Source organism: Neobacillus sp. PS3-40 (assembly GCF_030915485.1).
Lineage (GTDB): Bacteria > Bacillota > Bacilli > Bacillales > Cytobacillaceae > JAUZPL01.
This window is the reverse complement of sequence record NZ_CP133266.1, coordinates 3,019,920-3,034,187: the sequence shown is the minus strand read 5'-3', so window position 1 is coordinate 3,034,187 and position 14,268 is coordinate 3,019,920. Positions and strand designations below refer to the sequence as shown.

Genomic DNA, 14,268 nt, shown 5'->3' with positions numbered 1-14,268 from the left:
GTTTTTCTTACTAGCCTATATTTTCGACAGGAATAAAAAATCTCCTTCTTAAAATTAAGACAAAATTCGACATCCTTTTCCCATACTAACTTTTCTATTCTCACAAATATGGTATAGTTTTCTGTAGGAGGGAATGTTATGGCTAAGTATTCAAGTAAAATAAATAAAATACGTACTTTTGCACTCGCTTTAATTTTTGTCGGTTTTGTCGTTATGTACGGAGGTATATATTTCCGCAATTCTCCAACACTCATGACTGTTTTTATGCTTTTCGGTCTTCTTTTTATTATCGCTAGTACAGTCGTTTATTTTTGGATTGGTATGCTTTCAACAAAAACAATACAGGTAGTATGTCCTGGTTGTGGAAAACCAACAAAAATGCTAGGCCGTGTAGATATGTGTATGTATTGCCGTGAACCTTTGACCCTTGATCCTAAACTTGTGGGCAAGGAATTCAATGAAGACTATAATAGTAAACGAAAAAAATAAGCTATCTCTGAATAGAGATAGCTTATTTTTTTAGAAAATATACAGAAATAGTTAGCTTCCATATTGAATTAAGATTAATGAGCTTCTTTCAAAGCACAATCCGGACAAACACCATAAATTTCTAAACGGTGATGTCCTACTTTAAAACCCGTTACATGTGAAGCCAAGTGTTCAACTTCATCAAGCCCTGGGTAATGGAAGTCAACAATCTTACTACAATTTTCACAAATCACATGATAATGCTCCGTAGTAGTAAAATCAAAACGACTAGAAGAATCACCATATGTTAATTCTTTTACTAGGCCAACCTCACGAAATACTCGTAAATTATTATAAACTGTCGCCACACTCATATTTGGGAATTTTCCTTCTAGCGACTTATAAATATCATCTGCAGTCGGATGTGACATCGAGTTTATTAAATATTCAAGTATCGCATGACGTTGTGGAGTAATTCGAACGCCTGTTTCCTTTAAGGTATCCAAAGCTTCTTTCAAATGGCTATGCGGCATCGTCATGCACCTCTATTCCAAAAGTATTCTTAGATTATAATTGTTATAATTAGTTTACTAACTTTTTAACCCTTTTGTCAATATGGCTATATCACATATTATGAACTTTTTTAGAAATTAACTCTCATGGAGTGTTCTTTCTTTTATTCCTAATTGATTATTTACAAAACGTGCCGTTACAAACAGTAAGTCAGAGAGTCTGTTTAAATAAGTAAGTACAAGAGGGTTTACCTCTTCCCCTAATGCGACAGCACAACGCTCTGCCCTTCTAGCAGTTGTTCGCGCCACATGAAAAGCAGCTCCTGCTGAATGCCCCGCAGGTAAAATGAAATTGGTCAAAGGTGGGAGATTTGCGTCCCATTCATCGATTTGCTTTTCCATTTCCTCAATTTCCAAGGAAGAAATTTTCCATTTCACTTCTTTACCCTGTGGGGTAGCTAGCTCAGCCCCAACATGAAAGAGAGATGTTTGTATTTTATGATATACGTTTTCAAGTATTTCTTTCCCTTGAAATTTCTCTTCTGTTAAATGACTTAAAGCTAGCCCAATCATTGAATTTGTTTCATCACAGGTTCCATATGCATCAACACGAGCATCATTCTTTGCTACTCTGACTCCATAAACAAGAGAGGTCGTCCCCTTATCGCCTGTTTTTGTATAAATTTTCATTTTCAATTCCCCCAATACATGTCATTTTAGATATAAAAAGGAAGCTATATTTTTAAAGAAAACTCGCCGATTGGCGAGCCCCTAAGGGCGATGACAGAGGCGTAGTTGCACTTATGCGCAAGCAGAATTTATGGATATAAATTCTGATTAGCTAAAGAAAACTTTGCTAGCGCCAAGCCTTAGCGCAGGTGATTGCCTAGTTGCGCTTATGCGATTTGAGTGCTGATTATTTATCAACGAAAGTTACTTACTTTAATGCGTTAACAAAAATAAACCTTCTTATAAGCTAAAAAATTTATAAAATTTCTTTTATCCATCATACCATTTTTCTATATAAAAAGTGCAAGCACCCGCACTACCGCGAGTTGTTTGTCATTCATTATCTTCATTAGAGAAATACTATAACAATCTTTTAGGGGCTCTATGTTACTTCGACTTGACATCAAATTATTTTTTAAGGTATATGCATATTCCGGCCTTACTAATTTTTTACAATAAAAAAAAGGGCCCGAATGGACCCTATCAAAAATATCTGAGGAGGTAATTGCCCTAATATAATGTTATTCAAAATAGCTTTATTCTCTTGGACAAATGCCTTTACTAACAAAAATAGGCTTTTAAATATTTCCACGAAGAAATTCCAACGCTTCTTCAACATGTCCTTTTACTTTCACCTTGGTCCATTCTTTTGCTACTGTTCCTTTTTTATCTATTACAAATGTAGTTCTTTCAATTCCCATATATTCCTTACCAAAGTTCTTTTTTAATTTCCATACTCCATACGTCTCTGCCACTTGGTGGTCTGGATCAGCAAGTAACAAAAATGGCAATCCGTACTTCTCTGAAAATTTCAAATGGCGATCGACTGGGTCAGAGCTAATCCCCAAAATAACAGTATTTAAATCTGTAAAGGTTTCATGGTTATCGCGAAAATCACAAGCCTCCGTTGTACAGCCGGGAGTCATATCCTTTGGATAAAAATAAAGAATCACATTTTTCCCTTGAAAAGAAGATAATTTTACAGTCTCCCCGTTACTTGCCACTAATTCAAAATCAGGTGCCGACTTTCCTACTTCAACTGTCATGATCATCACTCCATAAAAGGTTTATTATTCTTAGATTATCCAATACTCTGATTCAAAACAACTAATATTACTTTTCTCTGTCAAATACTGCCCTTGCAACAAATGCAGCAGGGAGAGTATAACCAATTAACGCTTCAATTACAGTGATCATTCTACCTAAACCTTGTGGAACCACGTCACCATGTCCTACTGAAAACAAAGTCATTGCACTAAAGTAAAAACATGTTTCAAATATATTGTTACTCTTAACAATTTCCACTTCCCTAAGCAATGGTTCCCCCTTTAAAGAAAATAATAAATAGATTAAGCCAAAACCGATTAAGATTGTTGTGTAAATAATTCCTAAATAAAGGAAATTTTCAAATGATACAAATTTCCCTTTAATTCCATTTGGCAAAAATAGATTCCTTAAACTCATAAATATGCAAAAAGACACAAGCACGATTAGTAAATAGAACAACAGTGACTCACCTCTTAAGTCGACATCTCATAGACTATTTTTATGCTTGCTTGTACAAGAAAATATCAAAAAACCAAGCAACAATTTTGCTTGGTTTCTTGAACTTTTTTTAATTACCAGCACCCCGATATCTTTTTACTCCCTGATTCCAGATAATAATAGAAACAGCAAAAAACAAAATACCCATAAATGGAGTTAAAAATGCGTAAATGAACCCTTCTTTTTTTCCAAGAAAATAGGCTGCAGGATAAACACCCACAAAAGCAAAAGGGAGCACCCATGTTAACACAAAACGGATCACATGATTGTATATATCAACCGGATAGCGACCATAGTTGCTGATATTGTACATCATCGGCATAATATCCGTCCTCGCATCTGCCCAAAAGCTAATACAAGCAATCATGACAAAAACACCACCGTACACTAGTGCCCCGCCTAGTACAAAAATAACGAACAAAAAAGGATCAAACCATGTTAACTCAAGCCCTAACCTGCTGCCAGAGTAAATCATTACAGCGATTCCAGTAATCGCACCGAGTAAAGATTCCAATTCCATCCGTTCTAGAATAATCTGAAAAAGACTGTGAATGGGTCTAGTTAAAATCCGGTCCATTTCTCCTTTAACAATATAGCGCTCATTAAAATCCCAAATATTAAAAAAAGACGAAAATACTGCAAACGGAACAAGGAAAAAGCCATAGATAAAAATAATTTCATCGCGAGTCCATCCATTTAACAAACTGGTATGCCCAAATACAATCATGATAAAGATGAAATTTACCGCCTGTGATAAGAGGTCAGAAAAAAATTCAACAAATAAATTTGCCCTGTATTGAAACCTCGTCTTTAAATATTGGGATATATATTGAAAAAACATCGAAACGTAAAACAATTTTTAACCCCCTTGAATAATCAATTGCTTTTTTGCTAATAACCAAAGCAACTGGATCGGCACAATCAATACAATAACCCAGACAAATTGCTGCCAAATGGCTGATATTGCTTGTTGATGGGAAAATCCATTTGTAAAAATCATGCTAGGTATGTAGCTAATCCCTTGAAAAGGAAGATACTTCATCACACCTTGCGCCCATTCTGGGAAGAAACTAATAGGCAGGAGTAGACCGGAAAATAAATCAATTACTACCCGCTTTGCTCTAATTAGTCCAGAATTATTATATAAGAAGAAAGTAGTAATACCAGTTAATAAATTGAGTTGGGTATTAATAAAAAAGCTTAGCAGAATTGAAATGCCAAACAATCCCCAAACAGTTGGATTCCATGTAAATTTGACAGGGAATATGAACGCTACGATCACAAGACCAGGAACCGAAAAGAATAAAAACCGAAAAATCCCTTCCCCAAGTCCCTGCATTGTTTTCATACCCAGATAGCTATAGGGTCTTATCAACTCGATAGCCACTTTCCCCTCCATAATTTCAACAGCCATTTCCCTATCGATATTGTTAAAGTAAAAGGCACGCGCCATCCAAGCTACCGCAACATAAGTTGTCATTTGAATAACAGACAGGCCTTCAATCTGTGGTTTACTTCCATAAATAGCTGTCCATAAAAAGTAATACGCCCCAATATTAATACTGTAAATAAGAATTCCGGTGTAATAATTGGTTCGATAGGCAAGCATCATTAAAAACCGGATCCTGATCATTTCAAGATATTTATCCAAGTTATATGCCCCCTTCTTATACAGTCCCTTTTTCATATATATTACGAATAATTTCCTCTGTTGAAGTTTCATTAATTTTTATATCCTTTATTTTAAAAGCCGCAACCACCTTGGCGATCACTTGAGATATCAGTTCATCGATATCTTCTAACAACGCAATATATATATGCTCTTTTTCATCCAATTCCCATTTCACAGGCATGCCAATTGTTAAATGGTTTAAAGCTTCCAGATCAACGTTCTCAATAAATTGAAACCGCAATTCTTTTCTATCTCCCCATGTATCTTTTAAGTTTCTAAGGGCTCCATCGTATATAATTTTTCCCTCATCAAGCATAATAACTCGTTCACACAATGCCTCAATATCAGATAAATCATGTGTGGTTAACAAAATAGTTGTCTTGTATTTTTCATTTATTTCTTTTAAAAACTCGCGGATTTTTAGCTTTACTAAAACATCCAATCCAATTGTCGGCTCATCTAAAAAAAGCAGTGGTGGATTATGGATTAATGCGGCAGCTAATTCGCACCTCATTCTTTGCCCAAGCGACAGCTTCCGCACCGGTTTGTCCAAAAGCGGCTCAATGTCAAGCGTCTTAATAACATGATCCATATGCTCGTTGTAATGAGCATCAGAAACTTTATATACCTTTTTCAAAAGGCGGAACGATTCCTGAACTGCAATATCCCACCATAGCTGTGATCGCTGGCCAAAAACGACTCCGATTGTTTGGACAAATTTTTCACGTTCCTTATGTGGATTCATACCATTAACTACAATACCACCCGAAGTAGGCGTTAAGATTCCTGTTAACATTTTGATGGTCGTTGATTTTCCTGCGCCATTTTCACCAATATATCCAACCATTTCTCCTTGCCTTACTGAAAAACTGATATCATTCACCGCTGGGACAACTTTATAATTTCTGGTAAAAAGGTCTCTAAATGCTCCTTTTAGCCCTGATCGACTTGAGAAAGCTTTAAATTCCTTTCGTAAGTCATTTACCTCAATTGCATTATTCATCTATAAATCCTCCTAAAAGACAGTTCTTTAATAAAATGCTGTTGGAATGAATAAAAAAATAAGAACTAAAATAGAGTTAGGGCATGAACACTTCTACCCTTAACAGTTACTGCCCTAAAAATTTAGTTTAGCTAAAGATTACTAGTAATACAACTAATCAAGCTACAAGCTCAGGAAAGAATAGCAATTTCCTAAATAATCAAACGGCTATACATTAAGAAAACTCGCTGATTGGCGAGTCCCTAAGGGCGATGATTAAGCGTAGTTGCACTTATGCGTTAGTAGAATTTATGGATATTAATTCTGATTAGCTGAAAAAAAGTGATAAAATAAGAAGGTATTTAAAATTAGGAGGTAAAATTGTGCAATTCACTAATTCAGAACGATTACATAAAGAAGCACTTGAACATATTGTTGGAGGGGTAAATAGTCCTTCTCGTTCTTTTAAGGCAGTCGGCGGAGGTACTCCAATTGTGATGGAGCGAGGACAAGGTGCTTATTTTTGGGATGTCGATGGCAATCAGTACATCGATTATCTTGCTGCATACGGCCCCATTATTACCGGACATGCCCATCCACATATTACAGAAGCAATCAAACGAGCTGCTGAAACAGGTGTTCTTTACGGAACCCCAACGCCCCATGAGCTAAAACTGGCTAAAATGTTAAAAGAAGCTATTCCCGCACTTGATAAAGTTCGGTTTGTTAATTCTGGAACAGAAGCCGTAATGACGACAATCCGTGTGGCTCGTGCTTTTACTGGAAGAGATAAAATCATCAAATTTGCAGGTTGCTACCATGGACACTCCGACTTGGTTCTTGTTGCAGCAGGATCTGGCCCATCAACTCTCGGTATTCCTGATTCAGCAGGAGTCCCAAAAAGTGTTGCCCAAGAAGTTATCACCGTACCATTCAATGATATTGAATCATATAAAGAAGCGTTAGAAAAATGGGGAAATCAAATTGCAGCTGTTCTGGTTGAACCAATCGTTGGTAACTTTGGAATAGTTGAACCAAATCCAGGGTTTTTACAGCAGGTAAATGATCTTACACATGCAGCTGGAGCACTCGTCATTTACGATGAAGTTATTACAGCTTTTCGCTTTATGTATGGCGGTGCCCAAGACTTACTTGGTGTAAAACCAGACTTAACAGCTCTAGGAAAAATTATCGGTGGCGGCCTGCCAATCGGTGCATATGGTGGACGCAAGGAAATTATGGAAAAGGTGGCACCGCTTGGCCCTGCATACCAAGCAGGTACAATGGCCGGGAACCCAGCTTCCATGCTCTCTGGGATCGCTTGTCTTGAAGTATTAAAACAAGATGGTGTATATGACCATTTAGATCGATTAGGTGCTATTCTAGAAAAAGGGATAACAGATGCAGCTAAAGAAAATGAGATTCAAATTACGATCAATCGTTTAAAAGGCGCTCTAACTGTTTATTTTACAGATGAAAAAATTGAAAATTATGAGCAAGCCCAAAACACAAATGGGGAAATATTTGCTAAGTTCTTCAAACTTATGCTTCATCAAGGGATTAACTTAGCTCCTTCTAAATATGAAGCATGGTTTTTAACGATCGCTCATACAGAAGAGGACGTAGAGGCAACACTTCATGCCGTTAAAAATGCATTTCACTCATTAAGAAACGAATAAATATTCATATTTTATACAAGCAGAGGGCGATAAAAATCCCTGTGCTTGTATTTTTTTACCTTTGAAAACGTTTGCAACAATACATCACTCCGTCATTCACTATCTTCACGCCACAATATTTTTATCCAATTTAATGTATAAATATTTGAAATCTGAAAATTTATATGATACTATTAATTTAATATTTTGCTTCCTTTAATAGATTGCCCCAATAACGTAATAAATTTTCCATAACCTTTATTTTTTTAAAAAAACTTATAGTGTAGGAGGTGAAGCGGCTTTAGCGGAGAAATCCAATGAAGCCAAAACCTATGAACCAAACGTGGAACCCTTCCTTATTCAAAGACTTCCATAAAGATGAGCATGACTCATGCGGAATAGTCGCTTGCCTTGAAAAAAGTAAGCTCCCCACCCGAAAGAATATTTTTGACTGTATAGACGCTCTTGTTTCCATGAACCACCGGGCTGGATTTATAAACGGTGAGGGAGATGGTGTGGGAATTCACATTGATATTCCCACAGATTTATGGAAAGAAAAACTATTTATGGCAGGTGTAGACCCTAAACTTGCTGAGAAAGACGAGTTTATTGTTGGTCATATCTTCATTAGCCGTAATGTAGACTTCCAATCTACTAAAATAGAACTAATGCAAAAATTAGAGGTGCATGGTTTAGATCTTATTTTTGAAACAGACGAAGTAACGATCCCATCTGCACTAGGTCCTATCGCTACTCAAGAAAACCCTGTTTTTTGGCAAATCGCCTGTGTTTCGAATAAAAAAGGGCAAGAACTAACAAAAACTATTTTTGAGACACTGATTGATTTTGAACTCAATGACGAAATCCATGTAGCATCTTTAAGCCAAAACCATGCAGTTTATAAAGTAATGGGTGCAGGCAATATTCTCCCCCGCTATTATCTGGATCTTGCCAATCCATTAGTAGCATCCACTATGTCGCTAGGACACAATCGTTATTCAACAAATACAAAATCAAGCTTTTTTAGAGTGCAGCCCTTTAGTGTGCTAGGTCATAATGGGGAAATAAATACCATCGCTAAGCTTCGTGATGAGGCAAAGATGATTGGTATTCCTCTTGTAAATGGTGGAAGTGACTCCCAGGATTTAAGTCGGACAATGGAAACATTAATGTGCCTTAATGGTTATTCTTTATTTGAAGTCATGGACATTTTGTTCCCTCCAATAGTAAATGAAATTAAATCATATTCAGATCATCTTCAAGACTTATATACCTATATTCGCGAAGCATGGGGCCATTTTGCTCAGGGGCCTGCTGGCATTATTTCAAGATTCGGGGATGAGGCAGTTTTTAGTGTAGATGCGCTTGGCCTTCGCCCACTTTGGATGCTTGAAACAGATAGTTCATATCTATTTTCATCAGAACCTGGCATCATCCCGTCAACAGAATATGTAAACGAGCCGAAATCGTTAGCTCCTGGGGAGAAGGTTGGATTCAAATGGCATGGTGAGAAATTAGGTGTTTATGAATACTCCCTTTATCAGGAAGAAGTATTTAACCGCTTTGCAACAAGGATAAATGTGGAGAATTCTCGTAACCGTCTCAAGCAGCCAATATTGAGTAAAACAATAACCATGACATATCCAGATAAAATTCATAACGGCCAATATAAATCATTTGGGTGGGAACGTGATCATATCCAGTTAATTGAACAAATGGCTGAAAAAGGTGTCGAGCCTATTCGTTCACTTGGACACGATGCTCCGCTTGCAGCACTTAATTCTGAACGAAGAAATATTGCCGATTTTATTAAAGAGAGCGTTGCTGTCGTGACCAATCCTGCAATTGATCGTGACCGTGAAACAGAACACTTTTCAACCCGTGTCATTATTGGTAAACGTCCAAACCTTTTTGTAAACGAAGACCCTGGAATAGTATTAGAACTTACAAATCCTCTCCTCTTAGAAGGGAAGGCAGGTTTCAACTGTTCAGAATTTGTAGGCCAACCAAGTTTTGATCAAATTGTTCGACATTATCAAGAACAAAAATTAGTAGCATTTATTTCAGCTACATTTAAGAAAAATGAAAGCATCCCAGAAGCCCTTCTGAGAATTTCAGAGGAAGCCGTTCAAGCAGTTTCTTCTGGAAAGACACTTATCATTTTGGATGATGCAAAATCCAATCAAGAAAATTTTTATTGGATTGATCCGCATCTGGTAACATCCGCAGTTGATCAGGCATTGGTTAAGGCAGAACTAAGAAGGGATTGTTCTTTGATCGTACGCTCTGCAGCCATGAGGTCACTTCATGATATTGTGACTACCTTTGGATTGGGAGCAGATTTGATTAGCCCGTATTATATGTTCATCACCGTATCAGATGAAACGAATCAGCCACTTATTAACTTGTACAATGCCCTTACCAAAGGACTAGAAAAAGTGGTATCCACTCTAGGTATCCATGAATTACGTGGTTACGGCCGATTATTCTCTGCCATTGGCTTGAATGAAGAAATCACTGATACCTTAAATATCGTAAACTTTTTCGGGTCAAAAGAGGTTGAATTTAATTTTGCTGCAATGGAAAAAGATTCTTTAGCAAGAGCAGCGGATTATCAAAATGAGCAAGAAAAAATCGGAAATACTTTCAGGGTTTTCCCGCGTATTTGGAAATCAATTGGTGATGTTGCTAGAACTGGCGATTACAGTATTTATCGTGAAAAGATTACCGGGCAGGAATTAGATAACCCTACAACCATTCGCCATTTGACAAAGTTAAAAAAGAGCATACACCCATTATCACCAGAAGAAGTGGATATTCGTGTAGGTAAACATGATCTACCGTTTGTGATTTCTTCGATGTCATTCGGTTCCCAAAATGAAACAGCCTTTCGTGCTTATGCCGAAGGTGCCAATCGCTTAAATATGATTAGTTTAAATGGTGAAGGCGGAGAAATTAAAGATATGCTTGGCAAATATCCGCACACTAGAGGACAACAAATTGCATCCGGACGTTTCGGAGTGAACGCTGAGTTGCTAAACTCCTCCAATCTGCTGGAGATTAAAATTGGGCAAGGTGCAAAACCTGGTGAAGGCGGCCACTTACCTGGCTCCAAAGTGACAGCAAAGATTGCTGAAGCCAGAAATGCAACAATTGGTTCAGACTTGATTTCACCATCAAATAACCATGATATTTACTCTATTGAAGATTTAGCGCAAATGATCCATGAATTGAAAACGGCTAATGATCAGGCAAGGATTGCTGTTAAGGTCCCTATTGTGCCTAATATTGGTACAATTGCTGTAGGTATCGCTAAAGCTGGGGCAGACATTATCACACTTAGCGGTTTTGACGGTGGAACAGGCGCCGCAAGAATTCATGCCCTTCAGCATGTCGGGTTGCCTGTTGAAATAGGGGTAAAAGCAGCCCACAATGCTCTAATTGAGAGTGGGCTTCGCCATAAGGTAGAAATCTGGGCCGATGGTGGAATAAAAAGTGCAACAGATATAATTAAGGTTATGCTTCTTGGAGCAAACCGAATTGGGTTTGGCACATTATCAATGATTGCCATTGGTTGTACGACTTGCCGTGGCTGTCATCTCGATACCTGTCATGTTGGAATTGCTACGCAAATTGATTCTGAGGCCCAAGCAAAGGAACACGGCCTACGCCGCTTTGTACCACGACAATTAGATTTAGCAGTTCAAGGAATTATGAACCTTTTTACTGCATTTGGTCAGGAATTAAAAGAACTTGCTGCTGAATCAGGCATTAAAAACCTGCAGGATGCAGTTGGTCGCTCTGATTTGCTTGAACAAATAACAGGAGCAGAGCGGCTTGACCTCTCATCTCTGCTATCACAACTTGAAATGGGAAAAGTTACTCAAATGGGACATATGATTTCAGAAGATACTATTCAGATGCAAATGGCAGTTGGAGCAGAGTATCTTGATGCGAGCGTTGATGAATTGAATACTTCCCGTGAATTTGTCAGTATCACATCTGATCAAAGGGTACTAGGAAGCCGTGTTTCTTGCCATCGGGTCCGAGGTAGACTAGACGGTTCCTATCACAATCTCCAAACCGTTCAGTTAAAATACAAAGAAGGATCTATTCCGGGAAATGGGTTAGGTGCTTATAATAGCGAAGGAATCCATATTACCGTGAACGGTGGAGGCCAGGATGGGGTTGGAAAAACGTCATTCGGTGGAAGTATTCAAGTTCTTAAATCTAAAGGAAAAAATGGAAAGTACTATAATGGCTCGGTTGGAAAAGGCTTTGGCTATGGTGCTCAAAAAGGATTACTTATCGCCCAAGGAAATGCAGATGCACGAGCAGGTATTCGGCTTTCAGGTGCAGATATTATCATTGGGGGCCTTGTTAAAAAAGCTATTCCAGCAACGGAGCATGGCAACATTGGCTCAAAAGCAAATATCAAAGGTTTTGCATTTGAATATATGACGAATGGTCGTGGTCTAGTCTTGGGAGATCCTGGCCCATGGATTTGTGCAGGTATGACTGGGGGCGCAATCTATATTAGACATCAACCAGAAATGGGACTTACAAAGGATGCCATTAAACGCCGGATTGCAAAAGGAGCAAAAGTTTTTGTTTCAGATCTACATGATAAAGGGAAAAAAGACGTAAGTGAACTTTTAAGCAAATACATCGAATTGCTTGTGAGTGATGGGCAAGTGAGTGAGGCAACGATGCTAAAAACCCTTCTAGCTAATCTAGAAGAAAACTTCGTTCAAATCCTTCCCGCAAAAGAACAGGCCGATCCGTCGGTTTCAACAGAATGATGCATATATAAAGAAAACTCGCCGATTGGCGAGCCCCAAAGGGCGATGATTAGGCGTAGTTGCACTTATGCGCTAGCAGAATTTATGGATATAAATTCTGATTAGCTAACAAAAAACCGAAGCAGTTAATTGACTGCTTCGGTTTCTTTAGTTTCAAGCTGTTGAACCTGAAATAATCTACAATAATTCCCTTGTTTCTTCATTAATTCTTCATGTGTTCCTACTTCAACAATTTTTCCATGCTCAATTAAAATAATTCGATCTGCATGGGTAATGGTTGATAGGCGATGAGCCACAATAAAAGTGGTACGATCCCTTGCTAGCTCTTGGAGGGATTCCTGAATAAGATGTTCGCTTTCCAAATCAAGTGCAGAAGTTGCCTCATCTAAAATAATTAACGGTGAATTTTTCAAGAATACCCTTGCAATGGCAATACGCTGTTTCTGCCCCCCTGAAAGCTTAACACCTCGTTCTCCTACTTTCGTGTCATATCCATCTGGAAGATTTAAGATAAATTCATGGGCATTTGCCGCCTTTGCTGCACAAATCACTTCTTCGTCAGAAGCAGTTGGCATTCCTAGCAAGATATTCTCTTTTACTGACTCGCTAAATAAGATATTATCTTGAAACACTACTCCAATTTTATCTCGAAGGGACTGAACCTTAAATTCACGAATATCCATACCATCTAATAAAATTCTACCCTCTGTTACATCATAAAAACGCGGAATCAAGCTGACTAACGTTGATTTACCGCCCCCACTCATTCCTACAAGTGCAATGGTTTCCCCTTTTTTTACCTGAAGTGAAATTTCTTTTAAAACCAATTCCTCCCCTTCTGCGTAAGAAAAAGAAACATTTTCAAATGTTATTTCGCCTAAAATCTCTTTGCATTCAATGGCATGTGGTGCATCAACAATATCGTACTTTTCATCCATAAGTTCGAAAATACGATCCATTGATGCAAATGACTGGGTTATGGTTGTCGAAGAGTTTACAAGTCTGCGCAATGGATTATACAACTTGTCAATATAAGCGAAAAAAGCTACCATCGTACCTAAAGAGAGGTTATGCTGAATAACCAGATAGGCTGAATAGCCAATAACGATTAATGGGGCAATATCTGTTATCGTATTGACTGCTGCATAAGATTTAGCATTCCAGCTCGTGTGTTGTAACGCCTTATCTAAGAAGTTTTTATTATGTTTATCAAATTGACCTTGCTCATATTTTTCAATCGCAAAACTTTTGATAACCGACATTCCTTGAACACGTTCATGCAAATAACTCTGCACCCCCGCAAGAGCTTGTGATCGAATTCTGGTGAGCCTCCGCAAGTTCCCGAAGAAATACCTTACTGAAATAGCGTAGAGTGGAAACAGCAATACGGATATAAGTGTAAGAGATTTACTCATTGAAAACATTAACCCAATCGCAATAACAATCGTTGCCATATCGAGCCAAAGATTCATTAATCCAGAAATAACAAATGTCTTCGTTTGTTCTACATCATTGATCATTCGGGAAATGATTTCCCCTGCACGGGTGTTTGAATAATATTTAAAGCTTAGTTTTTGTATGTGGGTATATAGCTGATCGCGAATATCATAGAGGATTTTACTTGATGTCCATTGTGCAAAATATTGACGATAATATTCAATTGGTGGCCTGCAAATAACAAAAACAACCAACATGGTTCCCATGATAAAAAATAATTTGGTGATTTTGACATGCTGCGTTAATGCATCATTTTCAATGATATCATCTACCACGTACCTAATTAGCATCGGGATAATAAGAGGAATAGAAAATTTAATAAGTCCTATAATAATTGTTCCGATAATTTGTAAGCGATAAGGTTTTACAAATTGAAGATACCTGCGGATACTACTCAAGGCTA

At 37.7% G+C, this 14,268-nt stretch carries 11 protein-coding genes; 3 read left to right on the top strand and 8 right to left on the bottom strand.

Features of this window, described 5'->3' with window-relative positions:
* Positions 1-138 precede the first annotated feature (138 nt).
* Positions 139-489 (top strand): YgzB family protein, encoded by a 351-nt coding sequence (locus RCG20_RS14780; protein ID WP_308180891.1) that lies wholly within the window; start codon positions 139-141, stop codon positions 487-489.
* Between the two features lie 74 nt (positions 490-563).
* On the opposite strand, the gene perR is transcribed toward RCG20_RS14780, so the two are convergent.
* The 7 genes from perR to RCG20_RS14745 form a co-directional block, all read right to left on the bottom strand.
* Positions 564-1,001, bottom strand: coding sequence for a peroxide-responsive transcriptional repressor PerR (gene perR / locus RCG20_RS14775; RefSeq protein WP_308180890.1), 438 nt, complete (start codon positions 999-1,001; stop codon positions 564-566).
* A gap of 117 nt (positions 1,002-1,118) precedes the next feature.
* On the bottom strand, positions 1,119-1,670 hold the full coding sequence (locus tag RCG20_RS14770; RefSeq protein ID WP_308180889.1) for a cob(I)yrinic acid a,c-diamide adenosyltransferase: 552 nt from the start codon (positions 1,668-1,670) through the stop codon (positions 1,119-1,121).
* Between the two features lie 617 nt (positions 1,671-2,287).
* Positions 2,288-2,755, bottom strand: a complete 468-nt coding sequence (gene bcp / locus RCG20_RS14765) for a thioredoxin-dependent thiol peroxidase (RefSeq protein ID WP_308180888.1) — start codon at positions 2,753-2,755, stop codon at positions 2,288-2,290.
* Between the two features lie 67 nt (positions 2,756-2,822).
* Positions 2,823-3,218: an ion channel gene (locus RCG20_RS14760; protein ID WP_308184362.1), complete on the bottom strand. Its 396-nt coding sequence runs from the start codon at positions 3,216-3,218 to the stop codon at positions 2,823-2,825.
* A 106-nt stretch (positions 3,219-3,324) separates the two neighbouring features.
* Complete coding sequence (locus tag RCG20_RS14755; RefSeq protein ID WP_308180887.1) at positions 3,325-4,110, bottom strand: ABC transporter permease; 786 nt, start codon at positions 4,108-4,110, stop codon at positions 3,325-3,327.
* A 3-nt stretch (positions 4,111-4,113) separates the two neighbouring features.
* Positions 4,114-4,905: an ABC transporter permease gene (locus tag RCG20_RS14750; protein WP_308180886.1), complete on the bottom strand. Its 792-nt coding sequence runs from the start codon at positions 4,903-4,905 to the stop codon at positions 4,114-4,116.
* 16 nt (positions 4,906-4,921) lie between these two features.
* Entirely contained in the window at positions 4,922-5,929 is a 1,008-nt protein-coding gene (locus RCG20_RS14745; protein WP_308180885.1) for an ABC transporter ATP-binding protein, read from the bottom strand.
* A gap of 362 nt (positions 5,930-6,291) precedes the next feature.
* Here RCG20_RS14745 and RCG20_RS14740 point away from each other — a divergent pair, with 362 nt between their 5' ends.
* Positions 6,292-7,587: a glutamate-1-semialdehyde 2,1-aminomutase gene (locus RCG20_RS14740; RefSeq protein WP_308180884.1), complete on the top strand. Its 1,296-nt coding sequence runs from the start codon at positions 6,292-6,294 to the stop codon at positions 7,585-7,587.
* A gap of 311 nt (positions 7,588-7,898) precedes the next feature.
* Entirely contained in the window at positions 7,899-12,368 is a 4,470-nt protein-coding gene (locus RCG20_RS14735; protein WP_308184361.1) for a glutamate synthase-related protein, read from the top strand.
* Between the two features lie 125 nt (positions 12,369-12,493).
* Here RCG20_RS14735 and RCG20_RS14730 read toward each other — a convergent pair whose 3' ends face one another.
* Positions 12,494-14,263: an ABC transporter ATP-binding protein gene (locus tag RCG20_RS14730; RefSeq protein ID WP_308180883.1), complete on the bottom strand. Its 1,770-nt coding sequence runs from the start codon at positions 14,261-14,263 to the stop codon at positions 12,494-12,496.
* Positions 14,264-14,268 lie beyond the last annotated feature (5 nt).